This is a genomic window from Streptomyces sp. NPDC017676 (genome assembly GCF_044329325.1).
Taxonomy (GTDB): domain Bacteria; phylum Actinomycetota; class Actinomycetes; order Streptomycetales; family Streptomycetaceae; genus Streptomyces.
This window is the reverse complement of the sequence record NZ_JBIRJA010000001.1, coordinates 321,360-339,516: the sequence shown is the minus strand read 5'-3', so window position 1 is coordinate 339,516 and position 18,157 is coordinate 321,360. Positions and strand designations below refer to the sequence as shown.

Sequence of the window (18,157 nt, the reverse complement as noted above, 5' to 3'; positions counted from 1 at the left end):
GGGGACCGTTCGGCGTTCAGTCCACGGGCTCGGTGCCGCTCGCCTGGCGGATGGCGTCGGCGAGGCCGCGTACGTCGGCGTCCTCGGTGCTGTCGGCCAGCCCGGCGGCCCTGCGGGCGAGGCCGGTCAGGCCGGGGGCGCCGGGGAGGGCCGGGCGGTCCGCGGAGCCGGTGCGCAGGGCGTCGGCGAAGTACGCGGCGACCGCGGTGACCTGGAAGCGGGGGCTCGCCCGCCAGACCGAGCCGGCCAGGGCCCCGGTCTCCAGGGAACCCGACGCCTCGTGCGGGTCGCGGGTCTCCGGGTCGAGCCAGCGGACGGTGGCGGTGGCGAGGTGACCGCGTGCGCCGTGCCGGGTGTGGACGGCGTACAGGGCGGTGACGGTGTGACCGGGGCCGACCTCGCCGCCGTCGACCCGGTCGTCGCGGAAGTCCTGGTCGGCGACCTTGCGGTCGTCGTAGCCGATGAGGCGGAAGCGGGTGACGGTGTGCGGGTCGAAGGCGACCTGTGCCTTGGCGTCCCGGGCGGTCAGCTCGATGTTCCTCGGGAGCTGACCGGCGAAGACCTTGTCGGCCTCACCGGGATCGGAGACGTAGACGGTGTGGCCGTCGCCCCGGTCGGCGAGGCGTTCCATGAGGGAGTCGCCGTAGGTGCTGCCGACACCGACTCCGAAGAGGGTGATGCCGTGTTCGCGGCGGGCGTCGTCGATCCGGCGGAGGATCGCGTCCGCGCTGGTCTCCCCCGTGTTGGCGAGGGCGTCGGAGACGAGGACGACCCGGTTGGTGGCCCCCTTGCGGGCGCCCTCCACGGCGGTGGCGTAGCCCTCCTCGACGCCCGCGCCGAGGTTGGTGGAGTTCTGGGGCTCCAGGCTGTCGATGGCGTCGCGGACCGTGCCGCGGTGGCCGCCGAGCCGGGTCATCGGCAGCACGGTCTCGGCGTCCTCGCTGAAGGTGACGAGGGCGACGGAGTCGTCGTCGCGCAGCCGGTCCGTCAGGGTGGTCAGGCCGTGCTGGGCGAGGTCCAGGCGGCCGGGTTCGCCCATGGAGCCGGAGGTGTCGATGACGAAGGTGAGCGCGGCGGGCGGGCGGTGCGCGTCCGGCGCGGCGGGCCGGGTGGCGAGGCCGACCCGGACCAGGGACCAGTCCGGCCCGCCGGTGCGGGCGCCGTCGACGGTGACCGTGAAGCCGTTGCCGTCGGGCCGCCGGTAGTCCTGGCGGAAGCTGTTGACGAACTCCTCCGGGCGGACGGTCCGCGGATCGGGCCTGCGGCCGTCGGCGAGGGTGCGGCGGGCGTAGGTGTAGGAGGCGGTGTCGACGTCCAGCGCGAAGGTGGACAGCCGCCCGCCGGCGTCCTGCCGGACCACACCGGACCCGCCCTCCCGGGCCTTGTCGTGGCTCGTCCGCGCGGCGCCGCCCGCGCTGCACGCCGTCAGCAGCAGCCCGCCCACGGCCGTGAGCGCGAGCAGCGCCCGCCGTGCCCGTCGATCCCCGTACCGTTCCATCTCGTCCTCCCCGTCGGCCTGTTGGCACCGGACGTGTGCGTCCGCTGCCGACTGTGACGGGGCGGGGGCCCGGAACGTGCGTCCCGGGGAGTTGCGGATGGATCTCGAACCGGCCACGGCGGCGGCCCGCCGTGACCGGTGAGTGACGTGCCGGTGACCTAGGAGACGACGTCCTTGCGGGCGAAACCCCGGAAGGCCAGCGCGAACAGCACCAGGGCGTACGTTATGGAGAGCGCGGTGCCCTGGATCATGCCGGACCACTCGGGGCGGGGCTGGACGGCGTCGGCCCAGGCGAACTGCCAGTGCGCGGGCAGGAAGTCACGCCAGTGGCCGAGGGCGGTGACGGCGTCCAGGACGTTGCCCACGATGGTCAGGCCGACCGCGCCGCCGACCGCGCCGAGCGGGGCGTCCGTCCTGGTCGACAGCCAGAACGCCAGCGCGGCGGTCACCAGCTGGGACACGAAGATGTACGCCACGGCCACCAGGAGCCGCTGGGCCGCCGTGCCCGTGTCCAGCGCGCCGCCGGTCGGTATCTCCAGCGGGCCCCAGCCGTAGGCGGCCGTGCCGGCGGCGAGGGCCACGAGCGGCAGCAGCACCATCGCGGCGAGGCTCATCCCGAGCGCCACCACGAGCTTGGACCACAGCAGCCGGGCCCGGGGCACCGGCGCGGCGAGCAGATAGCGCAGCGAGGACCAGCTCGCCTCGGAGGCCACCGTGTCCCCGCAGAACAGGGCGACGGGGATGACCAGCAGGAAGCCCGCCGAGACGAACAGGTTCACGGCGGCGAAGTTGGCGCCGGAGGCGGTGGCCGTGTCCATCAGGGTGACCTGGTTGTTCCGGCCGCCCGGGTCGCCGCCGACCGCGAAGGCGATCAGCAGCACGAACGGCAGTACGGCCAGGACGGCGCCCATGACCAGGGTGCGGCGCCGCTTGAGCTGGCGGGCCAGCTCGACCCGCAGCGGCAGGGTGCGCCCCGCCTGATAGCCGGAGGCGACCTCGGTGAGCGTGCTCATGCGGAACCTCCGATCAGGGTGAGGAAGGCGTCTTCCAGGCGGCGGTGCGGGCCGACCGAGGCGACCGGCACCTCCAGCCGCACCAGCTCCACGACCAGCCGCTCGGCGGTGCCGCCGGGCTCCAGCCGGATCAGCAGCCCGTCGTCGGTGCGCACGGCGGAGGCGACGCCGTCCAGCGCGCCCACCTTCTCCACCACGGGTTCCTGCACCGGTTCGGCGGTGCCGACCAGCAGGGTGTCGCCGGAGCCGACGATCTCCCGGACCGGACCCGCCTGCACCAGCCGGCCCCGGTCCATCACCACCAGGTGGGTGCAGGACTGCTCCACCTCGGCGAGGAGATGGCTGGAGACGATCACCGTGCGGCCGCCGGACGCGTAGCGGATCATCACCTCGCGCATCTCGCGGATCTGGGGCGGGTCCAGGCCGTTGGTGGGCTCGTCCAGGATGAGCAGGTCGGGCAGGCCGAGCATGGCCTGGGCGATGGCGAGACGCTGCCGCATGCCCTGGGAGTACGTGCGGACCGCGCGGGCGAGCGCGTCGCCGAGCCCGGCGATCTCCAGGGCCTCGTCCAGATGGGCGTCCTCGGGCGGGCGGCCGGTGGCCCGCCAGTACAGCTCCAGGTTCTCCCGGCCGGACAGGTGGGGCAGGAAGCCGGCGCCCTCCACGAACGCGCCGACGCGGGAGAGCACCGACGCGCCGGGCCGGATGGCGTGGCCGAAGACGCGGATCTCGCCGGCGTCCGGCCGGATGAGGCCCATCAGCATGCGCAGGGTGGTGGTCTTGCCCGCGCCGTTCGGTCCGAGCAGGCCGAGGACCTGGCCCTTCTCCACCCGGAAGGAGAGGTCCCGGACGGCGTACCGGTCGGTGGACCCGGCGTACCGCTTGCTCAGATCCGTGATCACCAGCGGGACCTCGGCCAGCTCCGGGTCGGGCGCGGGGGCGGACGTCCGGCGGCGGGTGGTGAGCAGCAGGGCGAGGGCGGCGGCCGCGCCGGCCGCGGGCAGCCACCAGACCCAGGCCGGCAGGGGCGCGGCGGCGGTGCTGACGGAGGGTGCCGTCGGCACGCTCAGGCCCCCCTTCAGGGAGACGGTGTAGGTGGCCGGGGCGGCCGGGGAGGCGTAGCCGAGGTCGGTGGAGGCGAGGACCAGGCGGAGCCGGTGGCCCTTCTGCACCTCGTGGTCGATCGCCGGGAGCGTGACGGTGACGTCCTTGCCCGTCCTGGCGCCGGTCACCCGGAAGGGGGCGACGAGCTGGGCGGGCAGCACCTGCCGCCTTCCGTCGGGACCGACGTCGTAGACCTTGCCGAACAGGACGGTGTCGTCGCGGGTGGAGGTGATGCGCACGGTGGCGGTCGGGGTGCCGGTGATGCGCAGGTCGCGGGTGAGCGGCGCCGAGTCGAACCGCGCGTACTGGCCGGGGAAGTCCAGGGAGACGCCGACGCCCAGCGCGGAGAGCTGGGCGAGGCCGCCGGAGCCGCCGAGGCCGGGCAGCGCGGAGACGGCGGGCGGGCCGGCCCCGGCCGGGTTGGCGACGCGCTGCGTGCCGCCGGTGAGGGGGACGGTGCGCGGATGGTCGCGCAGGCCCGGATAGGCGGCGGCGCTCGCACCGCGCAGCTGGGCGGTGCCGTCGGTGGAGTCGACGCCGCCGGTGCGGGTGATCCGGAAGGCCGGGCCGGTGTCGGCGCCCTTGTCACCCTTGAGGTACCGGTCGAACCAGGCACGCACGCGTGTCTCGACCCGGCTCGACTCCATGTCGCCGCCGTCGTGCCCGCCGGCGATCCAGTCGACGTCGACCGGGGCGCCGTTCGCGCGGATCGCCTTCTCGGCGGCGTCGGCCTGGCCGAGCGGGAACAGGGAGTCCGTCTGCCCCTGCACCAGCAGCGTGGGCACCTTGATGCGGTCGCCGACCGCGGACGGTGACCGTTCCTCCAGCAGTTTCCGGGCGGCCGGGTCCGGGATGCCGGACTCGGCGACCCGGTCGTACATCCGGCACAGCGCGGGCTCGAACTTCGCGCAGCCTCCGCCGGTGTTGACGAAGACGCCGGCCCACAGCTTCTTGAACACGTCGTTCGGGAACAGGGCGTCCGCGAGGTTCCAGTAGGTGATGGCCGGCGCGATGGCGTCGACCCGGTGGTCGTACCCGGCGGCGAGCAGGGAGATCGCGCCGCCGTAGGAGCCGCCGGCCACGCCCACGCGCGGGTCCCCGGGCTTGTCCAGCCGGACCTGGGGCTGCCCGGCCAGCCAGTCGATGAGCCGGGAGACGTCGGCGACCTCGCCCTTCGGGTCGTTCAGGCCGATCTTCCCGGTGGAGCCGCCGAAACCGCGCGCGGACCAGGTCAGGACCGCGTACCCGTCCCGGGCGAGGTCCTCGGCCTGCCGGCGCATGTCGTCCTTGCTGCCGCCGAAGCCGTGGGCGAGCAGGACGGCGGGGTGCCGGCCGGCGTCGGCCGGGGTGAAGTACGAGGTGTCCAGGCGCACCCCGTCGACCGCCATGACCTGGTCGCTGCGGCGCACGGCCCGCGAGTCGTCGGAGGCGACGGCCGCCGTCCACGTCCCGGCGCCGGCGAGCACCACGACGGCGGCCCCGGCGGCCAGAAGCCGACGGGGCCGCCGTAGCAGGCTGCGCAGGGCGGGCAGTCGAAGATCCATGCGTCAACGGTACGGGGCGGTGCTGACAAGCGCTGCCGACCTGGGGTTGAACGGCGGACCCTCCCCTGGGAGTACGGGTCCGCCCTCTTCTACCGCGACCGTGGTACGGCCACCGGCTGGGTCAGGCCTGCGCGTCCTCCGGGATCGACACCAGCCAGTGGGTGTCGCGGCGCGGGCGCAGGTACAGGGCCCAGTAGAGGGTGGCCGCCGCGGTGATACCGCCGGTCCACAGGAGGTAGCTCGTCTCCTGCTGGGTCAGGATGTAGGCCAGGACGGCGATGAGCAGGACCGGCATCGCGGGCCACAGCGGCATCCGCCAGGCGGGGGTGTGCTTGTGGGAGCCGCGGCGGGCGAGCAGGGCGGCGATCGCGACGAGCAGGTACATGCCGGTCACCGAGACGCCGGTGACGCCGTAGAGGGTGTCGAGGTTGACGAAGCAGAGGACCGCGCCGGGGACGCCGACCGCGAGGGTGGCGACCCAGGGGGAGCCGAAGCGGCCGAGCTTGGAGAAGACGGTGTTGACCGGGCCGGGCCAGGCCTTGTCGCGGGCCGAGGCGAACAGGACGCGGGAGTTCTGGATGACCATGACGATGCCCGCGTTGATGATCGCGAGGGCCACACAGAGGCTGACGAAGGTGCCGACCGCGGAGTTGGACCAGGCGGTGACCATGGAGCTGATGTCGCCGCCGGTCAGTTCCTTGAGGTCGGAGGCGCCCATGGTGATGGCGGCGACCGGCACCAGGATGACCACGGTGGAGATGGCGAGGGTGGCGAGGACCGTCCGGGCGACGTTGCGGCGCGGGTTCTCCAGTTCCTCGGAGAGGTAGACGGCGGTGGAGAAGCCCTGGGTGACGAAGAGGGCGATGGCGAGGCCGGAGACCACCAGCATGGCCGTCACCGTGTCGGTGTGGCCGTTCGCGCCGGCCACCTGCATCGAGACCAGGCTGCCCACCCCGCGGTGGCTGTGCGAGAAGCCCAGCAGGGCGACGACCCCGGCGGCGATGACCTCCAGGACCAGGAAGATGCCGGTGATCCAGGCGTTGGCACGCAGGTCCAGCAGGCCGGCGAGGGTGGCCAGCAGCATCACCGCGGCGCCCGTCATGGACGGGTCCAGGTGGACGATGGGGGCGAGGTAGTCCGCGGTGCCCATCGCGATCACCGGCGGCACGATCATCACGACCAGCAGGGAGAGCACGAAGACCAGCCAGCCCGCGAGCCGCCCGGCCATCGTGGAGACCATGGCGTACTCGCCGCCCGCGCTGGGGATCAGGGTGCCCAGTTCGGAGTAGCAGAACGCCACGGCGATACAGAGGAGCGAGCCGATGGCGATCGTCAGGGCGGTGGCGGTGCCGAGGGAACCGAACAGGTCGGGGACGACGACGAAGAGCGTGGAGGCGGGTGTGACGCAGGACAGCGTCAGCAGGGTCCCGCCGACGACACCGATGGAACGCTTCAGCCCCGGTGCCGGGGCCGTCGCGGTGTCTGCCACGGACTTCTGGAGCGTGTCGGTCATACGGCGGTTCCGTTCGACGTGAGCGGCTGAGGGTGGGGTCGGGAGCGCTATCGCCTCCGGCGGATCGTCGTACGTTCGTCTCGTCCGCTCCCGGCGCTGCTTAGAGAACCCCGACGAAAACCACCACGTCAATGGCCGTTTACCTTCGGAATCCGCACCTCATGACGGCTGTGCGCCACATCACTTTCCCAGGCTGTGACGCCCTATAGGTGCATCCATCAAGCTTGTGACCCATGTGACCTTGCTTTTGAAGGTCATCTGCTCGCAACCCCTTCGTCACCCGTTTCGTCCGGCCTGAACGGGAACCGCAGCCAAGGTTTCAAAAAAATGTCAGCCGTCCGGTATCCGGACGGGGTAAACCGGTCGCGTCCATGTCAGTGGTGGCCGATAGAGTGCGCCCCGCACGACAGACGCACAGCTTGGGGTGGGGACATGAGGAAGAGGCACACCGCCGCCTGGGTGGGATGCACGGCGGCAGCGCTGGTGGCGGTCTCCGGCTGCGGCACGGAGAGCGCCAGGACGGCCGTCAAGGCGGTCGACAAGGCCGACCAGGCGATGGCGGCACTGACCAGGGCGACGGACCGGACGGAGCGGCTGGGCTCGGCCGAGGTGCGGATGACGACCGACCTCGGCACCGGAGACCCGATCTCCATGAGGGGCACCTACTCCTGGGGCGGCTCGTACGCCTTCGACGCGGAGATGGACACCAAGGCCGCGAACATGCAGGCCATGAACCACTCCCCCACGACGCACGTCCTGTTCGTCGACGGCGCCTACTACTACGACGTCGACCGCTTCCGCTCCGGCCCGTACCAGGGCAAGGACTGGATCAAGATCGACAGCTCGGCCCTCTTCGGGGTGAAGGGCGCGCAGGCCCTCAGCGGCGACAACGGCAGCCCCTCCGCCTCCATGAAGGGCCTGAAGTACGCCAAGGACGTCCAGGACCTCGGCACGCAGACCGTGAACGGACGGCACACCACCCACTACCGCGGCGTCATCGACCGTGCGCACATGGGCAAGCTCAAGGACGTTCTCGGCGAGAACAGCGCCATGAGCAAGGTGACCGGCGCGAAGTCGATCCTCGTGGACGTGTGGGTCGGCCCCGACGACCTGCCGGTGCGGTTCAAGGAGAAGATCGGCGTCATGACCGTCAGCATGGACTTCGACAAGTTCGGCAGGACGGCCACCGTGAAGGCGCCGCCCGCCGGGCGCGTCGCCGACCTCACCGACATGGTCAAGGCGCGGCAGAACCAGCAGGGCTGACGGCAGCGGTGCCCCGCCCTCTCGCGCGGAGGGCGGGGCACCGTGGCGTCCGGCTCAGTGGTTGCGCGGGAAGCCCAGGTCCACGCCCGCCGGGGCGTCGGCCGGGTCGGGCCAGCGGGTGGTGACGACCTTGCCGCGGGTGTAGAAGTGCGTGCCGTCGTTGCCGTAGATGTGGTGGTCGCCGAAGAGCGAGTCCTTCCAGCCACCGAAGGAGTGGTAGCCCACCGGCACCGGGATCGGCACGTTGACGCCGACCATGCCGGCCTCGATCTCCAGCTGGAAGCGGCGGGCGGCGCCGCCGTCCCGGGTGAAGATCGCGGTGCCGTTGCCGAACGGCGAGGCGTTGATGAGCGCCACGCCCTCCTCGTAGGTCTCGGCGCGCAGCACGCACAGCACCGGGCCGAAGATCTCGTCCTGGTACGCCTTCGCGCTGGTCGGCACCTTGTCCAGCAGCGAGATGCCGATCCAGTGGCCGTCCTCGAAGCCCTCGACGGTGTAGCCGGTGCCGTCGAGCACCACCTCGGCGCCCTCGGCGGCGGCGCCCTCCACGTACGAGGCCACCTTGTCGCGGTGCGCCTTGGTGATCAGCGGGCCCATCTCGGACGCCGGGTCGTTGCCCGGACCGATCTTGATCTTCTCGGCGCGCTCGCGGATCTTCTCCACCAGCGTGTCGCCGATGGCGCCCACCGCCACGACCGCCGAGATGGCCATGCAGCGCTCGCCCGCGGAGCCGTAGGCGGCGCTGACCGCCGCGTCGGCCGCCGCGTCGAGGTCGGCGTCCGGCAGGACCAGCATGTGGTTCTTGGCGCCGCCCAGGGCCTGCACGCGCTTGCCGTTGGCGGAGGCGGTGGTGTGGATGTAGCGGGCGATGGGGGTCGAGCCGACGAAGGAGACGGCCTTGACGTCCGGGTGCTCCAGCAGGCGGTCGACGGCCACCTTGTCGCCGTGCACGACGTTGAAGACACCGTCGGGCAGTCCGGCCTCGGCCAGCAGCTCGGCGAGGCGGACCGACGCCGAGGGGTCCTTCTCGCTCGGCTTCAGCACGAAGGTGTTGCCGCACGCGATGGCGATCGGGAACATCCACATCGGGACCATCGCCGGGAAGTTGAACGGCGTGATGCCGGCGACGACACCGAGCGGCTGGCGGATCGCGGCGACGTCCACCCGGCTCGCCACCTGCGTGGACAGCTCGCCCTTGAGCTGGACGTTGATGCCACAGGCCAGGTCGACGATCTCCAGGCCGCGCGCCACCTCGCCCAGCGCGTCCGAGTGCACCTTGCCGTGCTCGGCGGTGATCAGCTCGGCGATCTCGTCCCGGTGCGCGTCGAGCAGCGCGCGGAACCTGAACAGGATCGACGTGCGCTGCGCCAGCGAGGACTGGCCCCAGGTCAGGTAGGCGTCCTTGGCCGCCGCGACGGCCGCGTCCACCTCCTCCACCGACGCGAACGCGACCTTCGTGGTGACCGCGCCGGTCGCCGGATCGGTGACCGGCCCGTACGCCCCCGACGCGCCTTCGACGGTCTTCCCGCCGATCCAGTGGTTGACGATCTTCGTCATGTCCGGAGACTCCTTCTCACAGATGGCGGCGTCGGGTCGAGACGTGCCGTTCGTACAGCTCACGTGCCTTGACCGCGGACGGTCGGGTCGCGGTCTCGGCCACAGGAACATCCCACCAGGCCTGCGCCGGAGGCGCCCCCGACACAGTGTCGGACGTTTCCGTCTCCACGTAGACACATGTGGGTGTGCCGGCCGCGCGCGCCTCCGCGAGCGCCGCGCGCAGGTCCCGTACGGTCTTCGCGCGCAGCACCCGCATGCCGAGGCTGGCCGCGTTGGCGGCGAGGTCGACGGGGAGCGGGGCGCCGGTGAAGGTGCCGTCCTCGGCCGGGTAGCGGTAGGCCGTGCCGAACCGCTCGCCGCCCACCGAGTCCGAGAGCCCGCCGATCGAGGCGTACCCGTGGTTCTGCACCAGCAGGACCTTGATGGCGATGCCCTCCTGCACGGCGGTCACGATCTCCGTCGGCATCATCAGATAGGTGCCGTCGCCGACCAGCGCCCACACGTTCCGCTCGGGCGCGGCGAGCTTCACTCCGAGGGCGGCCGGGATCTCGTAACCCATGCAGGAGTAGCCGTACTCCAGGTGGTACTGGTCGTACGACCGCGCCCGCCACAGCTTGTGCAGGTCGCCCGGTAGCGAGCCGGCCGCGTTGATGATGACGTCCGACTCGTCCACCAGCGCGTCCAGGGCGCCGATGACCTGGGTCTGGGTCGGCCGTGCGTCGGTCTCGTCGGCCTCGAAGCAGGCGTCGACGCGCTGCTCCCAGCGTTCCTTGTCCTCGGTGTACTCGCTGATGTAGGAGTCGGCGACCCGGTGGCCGTGCATCTGCAGTCGCTCGGTCAGCTCCTCCAGACCGCTGCGGGCGTCGGCGATCAGCGGGAGCCCGGCCAGCTTGTGGCCGTCGAAGGGCGCGACGTTGAGGTTCAGGAAGCGGACGGCCGGGTTCTCGAAGAGGGTGCCGGAGGCGGTGGTGAAGTCGGTGTACCGGGTGCCGACGCCGATCACCAGGTCCGCTGTGCGGGCCAGCTCGTCGGCGGTCGCGGTGCCCGTGTGGCCGATCCCGCCGACGTCCTGCGGGTGGTCGTACCGCAGTGAGCCCTTGCCGGCCTGGGTGGAGGCGACCGGGATGCGGGTCGCCGCCGCGAACTCGGCGAGGGCCTCCTCCGCGCGGCTGTGGTGGACCCCGCCGCCGGCGATGACGAGGGGCCGTGCGGCGGAGCGGATCGCCTGGACCGCCTCAGCCAGCTCGGTCGGGTCCGCGCCCGGCCGCCGTACGGTCCACACGCGCGTCGAGAAGAACTCCTCCGGCCAGTCGAAGGCCTCCGCCTGCACGTCCTGCGGCAGGGCCAGCGTGACCGCGCCGGTCTCCACCGGGTCGGTGAGGACCCGCATGGCCTGGAGGGCGCTCGGGATCAGCGCCTCCGGGCGGGTGACGCGGTCGAAGTACTTCGACACCGGGCGCAGGGTGTCGTTGACCGACACGTCGCCCGCGTACGGCAGCTCCAGCTGCTGCAGGACCGGGTCGGCGGGGCGGGTGGCGAAGACGTCGCCGGGCAGGAGCAGCACCGGGAGGTGGTTGATGGTCGCTAGGGCGGCGCCGGTGACGAGGTTCGTGGCGCCGGGTCCGATCGACGTCGTGACCGCGTGCGTGGACAGGCGGTTCGACTGGCGGGCGTAACCGACCGCCGCGTGCACCATGGACTGTTCGTTGCGGCCCTGGTGATACGGCATCACGTCCGCGTACTCGACCAGCGCCTGGCCGATGCCGGCGACGTTGCCGTGCCCGAAGATGCCCCAGGTGGCGCCGATCAGCCGCTGCCGCTCGCCGTCCCGCTCGGTGTACTGGGCGGCGAGGAAGCGGACGAGCGCCTGGGCGACGGTCAGCCGGATCGTCATCGGTAGCCCCCTGTGCTTTCTACGTGGTCGGGGTGGAAGCAGATCCGCCATTCCCGGGTCTTCCCCGGGCCCGCCATGACGTTCAGGTAGTACATGTCATGCCCGGGCTGGGCGATGGACGGACCGTGCCAGCCGTCGGGGACGAGGACGGCGTCGCCGGAGCGGACCTCGGCGAGGACGTCGGCGCCGCCCTCCCGCGAGGGGAACACCCGCTGGTAGCCCAGCCCGTCGGGGCCGTCGATCTCGAAGTAGTAGATCTCCTCCAGCTCGGACTCCTCGCCCGGCCGGTGCTCGTCGTGCTTGTGCGGCGGGTACGAGGACCAGTGGCCGCCCGGTGTGATCACCTCCACGGCGATCAGCTTGTCGCACGTGAAGGAGTCGGCGGAGGCGAAGTTGCGCACCTTGCGGGCGCAGGTGCCGCTGCCGCGCTCCTCGACGGGGACCTCCGGCGCGGGGCCGTAGCGGGCGGGGAGTCGTCGCTCGCACTTCGCTCCTGCCAGGGCGAAGCGGCCTCCCGCGCCGGAGGCGATCAGGACCTGGGCGTCCCGGGGCACGTACGCGAAGTCGGAGACGTCGGCGAACACGCTGTCCCGGCCCAGGAGTTGGAACTCGTTCTGCTCCATATGCACGGTACATCCGCCTTCCAGCGGAAGCACGATCCACTCGCTGTCCCCGGTGGTGAAGGCATGACTGCCACCGGGCGCCAGTTCGACGACACGCAGGCTGCTGTGCGTCCAGCCGGCCGTCTTGGGATCGATGTCGACGGCGTACCGGGCATTCGCGGTGGCGCCCCGGGGCAGATGCAGGTCGGTGCTGGTCATGCGGCCCTCACAGCAGTCCTACGGCGGTGTCCACGGCGGCGGCCACATCGCCGTCCGCCGGGTACAGCAGCGAGCGGCCGACCACCAGGCCGCGCACGGTGGGGAGTTGGAGCGCGCCGCGCCACTTCTCGTACGCGGCGACCTGGTCCTCGGGCGAGTCGCCGATGTCCCCGCCGAGCAGCACGGCGGGCAGGGTGGAGGTCTCCATCACCCGGGCCATGTCGTCGGGGTTCTCGGTGACCGGCACCTTGAGCCAGGTGTAGGCGGAGGAGCCGCCGAGGCCGGAGGCGATGGCGATGGACCGGGTGACCGCTTCGGCGGACAGGTCGTTCGTCACCTTCCCCTCAGGTGTGCGGCGGCTGATGAACGGCTCCACGAACACCGGGAGCCGGCGCTCGGCCATGGCGTCGATGGCGTGGGCGGTGGACTCCAGGGTGGTCAGGGACCCCGGGTCGCCGTAGTCGACACGCAGCAGCAGCTTGCCCGCGTCGAAGCCGAGGCGCTCGATGTCCTGCGGACGGTGGCCGGTGAACCGGTCGTCCAGCTCGAAGCTGGCCCCTTGCAGACCGCCGCGGTTCATGGAGCCCATGACGACCTTGTGGTCCAGGGCGCCGAGGAGGAGCAGGTCGTCCAGGATGTCGGCGGTGGCGAGGACGCCGTCGACGCCGGGCCGGGACAGCGCGAGGCAGAGGCGTTCGAGCAGGTCGGCGCGGTTGGCCATGGCGAGCTTGCGGTCGCCGACGCCGAGCGCGCCGCGGGCCGGGTGGTCGGCGGCGACGATCATCAGCCGCCCGCTCTCGTTCAGCAGCGGCCTGCGGGCCCGCCGGGCGGCGGCCTCGGCGATCGCCTCGGGGTGCCGGGTACGTATCCCGACGAGCTCGGCCACGTCGACACGACGCCGAGGGGTGCCCGCGGCGCCTTGGCGGGGGGCGGCCGCGGAGGCGTCGGGACGGGAGGGGGCGGTGCCCTCGCGGAGAGCGTCTGCGGTGCCTTCCCGGGGAGGGGTCGCGGAACCGGTGCCGGAGCCGTCCTCGGGGTGCGTGCCCGTGACGCGGCCGGCCCTCACAGCACCGCTCCGGCGTCGAGCGCGGCGGCCACCTCGTCCGGGGTCGGCATCGCGGAGGAGCACTCCAGGCGGGAGGCGACGATGGCACCGGCCGCGTTGGCGTGCCGCATGATCGTCTCCAGGTCCCAGCCGGCCAGCAGGCCGTGGCAGAGGGAGCCGCCGAAGGCGTCCCCGGCGCCGAGTCCGTTCAGGACGGTGACGGGCAGGGGCGGGACCTCGGCCGACTCACCCTTCTGGTTGACGGCGAGGACCCCCTTGGGTCCTTGCTTGACGACGGCCAGCTCGACCCCGGCGTCCAGCAGGGCGCGGGCGGCGGCATGCGGCTCGCGCACCCCGGTCGCGACCTCCACCTCGTCCAGGTTGCCGACGGCGACGGTGGTGTGCCGCAGGGCCTCGGCGTAGAAGGGGCGGGCGGTGCCGGGGTCCGACCAGAACATGGGGCGCCAGTCGAGATCGAAGACGGTGATGCCCGCCTTGGCCCGGTGGGCGAGGGCCGCGAGGGTCGCCGTACGGCTCGGCTCCTCGCTCAGGCCGGTGCCGGTGACCCAGAAGATCCGGGCCTCGCGGAGGGCGTCCAGGTCCAGTTCGTGGGCGTCGATCTCCAGGTCGGGGGCCTTGGGCTGCCGGTAGAAGTAGAGCGGGAAGTCGTCCGGCGGGAAGACCTCGCAGAAGGTGACGGGCGTCGGCAGGCCGGGGACGGGGGTGACCCAGCGGTCGTCGACGCCGAAGCCGCGCAGTGCCTCGTGGAGGTAGGTGCCGAACGGGTCGTCGCCGGTGCGGGTGATCACGGCGGTGCGCCGGCCGAGGCGGGCCGCGGCGACCGCCACGTTCGTCGCCGACCCGCCGAGGAACTTGCCGAAGGACGACACCTGGGCGAGCGGGACACCGGTCTGGAGCGGGTAGAGATCCACCCCGATCCGCCCCATGGTGATCAGGTCGTAGGCCATCGGCTTCCCTTCGTCATGGCTCTCCCCGGCTTTCTAGTCCCGCATGCCGAGCCATGTCAATGTTTTGTCCAGACATTCGGACCAGTTGGCGTCCGGGGGTCCGGCCGGCCGCCTCCCGGCGCCCGGGATTCCGTGGGCGGGAAGCCTTGCGGGGGCGCCCTGTGTGGCCGCTGTGTCACAAAGACCGCTCTCCTGTCACACATGTCACGTGTACGCGGGTTCTCGGTCACACCCGGTCGACAGGGAGGCTCCGCCGGTCACTCTGCGTCGTTCACCAGGCACAGGCTTGTGATCGCGCAGCGCCCGGTCCCCCCGGCGGCCCTTCCCGGTCGCCGCCGCGGTGCGCGCGGGGAGGTGCAACGCATGGCCGACCGAAGGCTCTGGTCCTACAAGGAGATCGCGGCGCACATCCGGGTGCAGCCGGACACCGTACGGTCCTACCGCAAGCACGGGCTGCTGCCCCCGCCCGACCACGTCGAGGGCGGCAAGCCCTACTGGTACGCCGACACCGTCCGCGCCTGGGTCGCCTCCCGCCCCGGCAACCGCGGCCGCAGAGAGGACTGAGGCGCTCTCGCGGACACGGTGCCGGGCAGCGGGAAAGCCGGGGCGAAGCGGTGGTGGGCGCCTGGCTCTCAGCTCCAGGGCTCGATGACCGTGACGCCCGCGCCGGGCACCGTGTCCATCGCCGCGAGGGCCGCCGGGGCCGCGTCGAGCGTGATCGTCCGGGTCACCAGGAGATCCGGGCGCAGAACGCCGGCGCGGACCAGGCGCAGCATGCCGGGATAGGTGTGGGCGGCCATGCCGTGACTGCCGAGGAGTTCCAGCTCCAGGGCCGTCGCGCGGGCCAGCGGGACCGGGGTGGTGCCGTCCGGCGAGGGCAGCAGGCCGACCTGGACGTGCCGGCCGCGGCGGCGCAACCCGTTCACGGAGGCCGCGCAGGTGGCCGGCGAGCCGAGGGCGTCGAGGGAGAGGTGGGCACCGCCGCCGGTCAGCTCCCGGACGACGGCGGCCGGGTCGGACACGCCGCTCGCGTCCAGGCACTCGGCGGCTCCGAACGTCCGCGCCAGCTCCAGCGCCCGGGCCGACACGTCGACCGCGACCACCCGGGCCCCCGAGGCCGCAGCGATCATCACCGCCGACAGGCCGACCCCGCCGCAGCCGTGCACCGCGACCCACTCTCCGGCCGCCACCCGCCCCTGCTGCACCACGGCCCGGAACGCGGTGGCGAAGCGGCAGCCGAGGGCGGCGGCGGTGGCGTACGTCATGTCGTCCGGCAGCGCGACGAGATTGACGTCGGCGTGGTCGAGCGCGACGTACTCGGCGAAGGAGCCCCAGTGGTGGAACCCGGGCTGGGTCTGCCGCTCGCACACCTGCTGGTCGCCCGCCGCGCAGGACGGGCAGCTGCCGCAGGCGCAGACGAACGGCACGGTGACCCGGTCGCCGGGCCGCCAGCCGGTCACCCGCGCGCCCACCGCCTCGACCACACCGGCGAGTTCATGCCCCGGCACGTGCGGCAGCGTGATGTCCGGGTCGTGCCCCATCCAGCCGTGCCAGTCACTGCGGCAGAGACCGGTGGCCTCGACACGGACGACCACGCCATGGGGGGCGGGGCGGGGATCGGGCACGTCCGTCACCTCGGCGGGGACGCCGTATCGCTCGTAGACCACGGCTCGCATACACGCTCCTTCCGGGAACCTGTGCGAAGGCTAGGCCAGGGGCGAGAGTCACCAGGTCGCCGCCGCCGAAAGTCGGCGCGAGGCCGACGAGTTCGTACGACCGCGCGCGGGACACGTTTCCGGTGGCGAACACCGTGCGCGCGGGGCCCGGTTGCCGTCGGAAGAGAAGTCGCTTCGCCGTTCGAGGCGTCACACATCCCGATGAAAAGCCGACGACACAGCGACCACTGCTCGCGCACGGCTCCCCTCTGATCAAGCTGGTGTCTTCTGCGAAGGAGACGCCACTGTGCGAATTTCTGACATCCAGCGCTGCGAGGTCCGGCCGGGACGGCTCGTCGAGTGGACGTTCAGCCCGGCGACCATCACGGCGGCGTCAGCACTGCCGGCGGACCCGCGGCCACCGGCGTACATCCAGGAGTCACACGTCAGGACGGCACGGTCGGTACGCGCAGACGGACTGTTCGTACCGACGTGGCTGGGCACGGCGTTCGACCTGCCGGGCCGAGCCGACCTCGACGCGCTCGAACAGGCGCTGCGCCGCTGGACGGTGCGGCACGAGACGCTGCGCAGCGGCTTCCGCTGGGCCGGCGACGAACTGCGCCGGTTCACGCTCGCCGAGGAGGACGTGTCGCTGCACCGCGAGGTGATCGGCGACTTCACCGACGCGAAGGCTCTGGTCCGGTACATGCAGGACCGTTTCGACGTGGCGGCGGACGCGCTCGGCTGGCCGAACCTCATCTACGCGGCCGTCGTCCGCGACGATTCCACCAGCGTGTACGCGGTGTTCGACCACACCAACGTCGACGCCTACTCCCTCCAGCGCATCCCGGAAGAAATCCACGAACTGTACACGGCGGACGTCATGGACCGGCCCACTACGGTTGCCACCGTGGGGAGTTACGTGGACTTCTGCGAACAGGAGCGGACGGCCGCGGACGGGATCGACGACACACACGCGATCGTCGCGCGCTGGCGGGAGTTCATCAGCCGGTGCGACGGGAGGCTTCCGGAGTTCCCCGTCGACCTCGGTCTGCGACCCGGCTGCCCACTGCCCGCCCAGAGGCTGATGTGCGAGCCGCTCCTCGACGCGGAGGCGGCCGCCGCCTTCGAGAAGCGCTGCCGGCCCTATGGCGGCAGCCAGGTGGGCCTCCTGGCCGCGACCAGTCTGATCGTCCATGAGCTCGGCGGTCAGCCGTACTACCGCACGGTCGTCCCGTTCCACACCCGGCTGAAGCCCGCTTGGTCGGATTCCGTGGGCTGGTACGTCGGCGGTGCGCCGATCGAGGTCCCCGCGACACGGGACTTCGACGACGCGCTCACCGCCGTCCGCGCCGAACTTCGGGCGAACCGCTCGCTCGCGCGCATTCCGCTGGCCCGCGTACTTCACCTGCTCGGCGCGGACTTCCGCCCGACCTCACCCGACCTGTACTCGATCGTCTCGTATGTGGATGCCCGCCTCACTCCCGGCTCGGACCGCTGGGCCGAGACGAAGGCGTACGGACTGATCCGGGTGTCGTACGGGGACCAGGTGTGCGTCTGGGTCAACAGGCTGCACGAAGGACTGTGGCTCGCCTGCCGTTACCCGGACACCGACGTCGCCTACAAGAACGTACGACGATACGTCGAGGGGCTGCGAGACCTGTTCGTCTCCGTGGCGGCGGGAGACAGCCACCGGGTCGCGGAGCCGGCGTACTTCTGACACAACCAGCCCGTTCCTCGGCCCTGTTGGCGTTCGCGCCGCACTCCACCCGCACGAGCCCGTGCGACACGACGGCCGACGCGGAGCGGCAACGCCCTTGACCGGACCGGACCTTGGGCGAGCGTCCGGCTGTCGGTTCCCCATGTCCTCCCGGGACACAGACGCCCAGCACGGAACTCCCCCTTCGTTACTGCTAGTATCGGCTCGGTCACACTAGGCAACACAGCCTCAACGGACGAGCAAAGAACCGAGGGTTCCATGCGCAAGCTTCAGCAGGTCGTGATCGCAGCAGCGGCGGCCGGCGGCCTGTCGGCCATCGGCGCCGGCACCGCCATCGCCGACACCAACGCCGGCGGACTGCACGTCACCGACTCCTACCGCCCCTATCAGGAGTGCAGCCCGCAGACGGTGGCCGAGAACGATGTCCCGATCGCCGTCCTCGGTCTCGCCGACACCATGGACACCACCTGCGGCCAGTACAACAACGCCTTCACCGGCTGAGCTCGGCGGCCATCGAAGACAGAGCCCGGCGCGGCCGGTGCCCGGGGCGCACGGTGCCCGG

At 72.1% G+C, this 18,157-nt stretch carries 14 protein-coding genes; 4 read left to right on the top strand and 10 right to left on the bottom strand.

All coding sequences use genetic code 11. The annotated features are described in order from the left end of the window. Positions 1–16: 16 nt before the first annotated feature. The 4 genes from ACH4LD_RS01505 to ACH4LD_RS01490 all read right to left on the bottom strand — a co-directional run bounded on the left by ACH4LD_RS01505 (position 17) and on the right by ACH4LD_RS01490 (position 6,672). Positions 17–1,498, bottom strand: a complete 1,482-nt coding sequence (locus ACH4LD_RS01505; protein ID WP_398053190.1) for a von Willebrand factor type A domain-containing protein — start codon at positions 1,496–1,498, stop codon at positions 17–19. 158 nt (positions 1,499–1,656) lie between these two features. After that, positions 1,657–2,511 (bottom strand): ABC transporter permease, encoded by an 855-nt coding sequence (locus ACH4LD_RS01500; protein ID WP_398053189.1) that lies wholly within the window; start codon positions 2,509–2,511, stop codon positions 1,657–1,659. Continuing rightward, a complete protein-coding gene (locus tag ACH4LD_RS01495) occupies positions 2,508–5,159 on the bottom strand; it encodes a CocE/NonD family hydrolase (RefSeq protein ID WP_398053188.1) in 2,652 nt (883 codons plus the stop codon). Before ACH4LD_RS01495 ends, ACH4LD_RS01500 begins: the two co-directional genes overlap by 4 nt. Positions 5,160–5,280: 121 nt before the next feature. Then, positions 5,281–6,672, bottom strand: a complete 1,392-nt coding sequence (locus ACH4LD_RS01490; protein ID WP_398053187.1) for an APC family permease — start codon at positions 6,670–6,672, stop codon at positions 5,281–5,283. Between the two features lie 432 nt (positions 6,673–7,104). On the opposite strand from ACH4LD_RS01490, the gene ACH4LD_RS01485 reads away from it, so the two are divergent. Continuing rightward, entirely contained in the window at positions 7,105–7,935 is an 831-nt protein-coding gene (locus ACH4LD_RS01485; protein ID WP_398053186.1) for a hypothetical protein, read from the top strand. Positions 7,936–7,989: 54 nt separating this feature from the next. Here the strand turns inward: ACH4LD_RS01485 and mmsA are convergent, their stop codons facing one another. The 5 genes from mmsA to iolC form a co-directional block, all read right to left on the bottom strand. Continuing rightward, a complete protein-coding gene (mmsA, locus tag ACH4LD_RS01480; protein WP_132786170.1) occupies positions 7,990–9,492 on the bottom strand; it encodes a CoA-acylating methylmalonate-semialdehyde dehydrogenase in 1,503 nt (500 codons plus the stop codon). Between the two features lie 16 nt (positions 9,493–9,508). Then, positions 9,509–11,386 (bottom strand): 3D-(3,5/4)-trihydroxycyclohexane-1,2-dione acylhydrolase (decyclizing), encoded by a 1,878-nt coding sequence (iolD, locus tag ACH4LD_RS01475; protein WP_398053185.1) that lies wholly within the window; start codon positions 11,384–11,386, stop codon positions 9,509–9,511. Further along, positions 11,383–12,207, bottom strand: coding sequence for a 5-deoxy-glucuronate isomerase (gene iolB, locus ACH4LD_RS01470; RefSeq protein WP_132786168.1), 825 nt, complete (start codon positions 12,205–12,207; stop codon positions 11,383–11,385). The genes iolD and iolB overlap by 4 nt, the downstream gene beginning before the upstream one ends. Before the next feature lie 7 nt (positions 12,208–12,214). Further along, positions 12,215–13,093: a deoxyribose-phosphate aldolase gene (locus tag ACH4LD_RS01465; protein WP_398053184.1), complete on the bottom strand. Its 879-nt coding sequence runs from the start codon at positions 13,091–13,093 to the stop codon at positions 12,215–12,217. Positions 13,094–13,269: 176 nt separating this feature from the next. Continuing rightward, positions 13,270–14,220, bottom strand: a complete 951-nt coding sequence (gene iolC, locus ACH4LD_RS01460) for a 5-dehydro-2-deoxygluconokinase (RefSeq protein ID WP_398053183.1) — start codon at positions 14,218–14,220, stop codon at positions 13,270–13,272. 363 nt (positions 14,221–14,583) lie between these two features. Here iolC and ACH4LD_RS01455 point away from each other — a divergent pair, with 363 nt between their 5' ends. Further along, positions 14,584–14,784 carry an AlpA family transcriptional regulator gene (locus ACH4LD_RS01455; RefSeq protein WP_103810279.1) on the top strand — a complete coding sequence of 67 codons (201 nt, stop codon included), beginning with the start codon at positions 14,584–14,586 and terminating at the stop codon, positions 14,782–14,784. A gap of 68 nt (positions 14,785–14,852) precedes the next feature. Here the strand turns inward: ACH4LD_RS01455 and ACH4LD_RS01450 are convergent, their stop codons facing one another. Further along, a complete protein-coding gene (locus tag ACH4LD_RS01450) occupies positions 14,853–15,896 on the bottom strand; it encodes a zinc-dependent alcohol dehydrogenase family protein (RefSeq protein WP_398053182.1) in 1,044 nt (347 codons plus the stop codon). Positions 15,897–16,182: 286 nt separating this feature from the next. Between ACH4LD_RS01450 and ACH4LD_RS01445 the strand changes: the two genes are divergently transcribed. Both ACH4LD_RS01445 and ACH4LD_RS01440 read left to right on the top strand, forming a co-directional pair. After that, entirely contained in the window at positions 16,183–17,595 is a 1,413-nt protein-coding gene (locus ACH4LD_RS01445; protein ID WP_398053181.1) for a condensation domain-containing protein, read from the top strand. Positions 17,596–17,853: 258 nt separating this feature from the next. Beyond that, a complete protein-coding gene (locus ACH4LD_RS01440) occupies positions 17,854–18,096 on the top strand; it encodes a hypothetical protein (RefSeq protein WP_103810276.1) in 243 nt (80 codons plus the stop codon). Positions 18,097–18,157: the final 61 nt, after the last annotated feature.